This is a genomic window from Lactobacillus sp. UMNPBX15 (genome assembly GCF_002553785.1).
GTDB classification, from domain to species: domain Bacteria; phylum Bacillota; class Bacilli; order Lactobacillales; family Lactobacillaceae; genus Lactobacillus; species Lactobacillus crispatus.
The window spans coordinates 1-384 of the sequence record NZ_PCYV01000102.1 but is presented as its reverse complement, the minus strand read 5'-3'; the positions used below and the strand labels follow the sequence as shown (position 1 = coordinate 384).

Below are 384 nucleotides of genomic sequence, written 5' to 3'. Positions count from 1 at the left end.
GTTACACTATGAAGTCTGTCTTTGATCCTAAGACTGGTGAAAAGATTGTTGGTAAGAATGTCCTTATCGACGAAGAAATGGCTCAAAAGATTGTTGATGCCGGCGTAAAGAAAGTAACTATTCGGTCAGCATTTACTTGTAACACTGAACATGGTGTATGTGAACGTTGTTATGGACGAAATGCAGCTACTGGTGACCGTGTAGAAGCTGGTGAAGCTGTCGGAACTGTTGCCGCTCAGTCAATTGGTGAACCAGGTACTCAGTTAACCCTTCGTAACTTCCACACTGGTGGGGTTGCTGGTAACGATGATATTACTCAAGGTCTTCCACGTATCCAAGAAATTGTTGAAGCACGTAATCCTAAAGGTCGGGCAACAATTACAG

The 384-nt window shown here is 43.5% G+C and carries 1 pseudogene; it reads left to right on the top strand.

The features are described 5' to 3' along the window. Positions 1-384: pseudogene (locus CP366_RS10460) on the top strand (DNA-directed RNA polymerase subunit beta'); the annotation flags it as partial.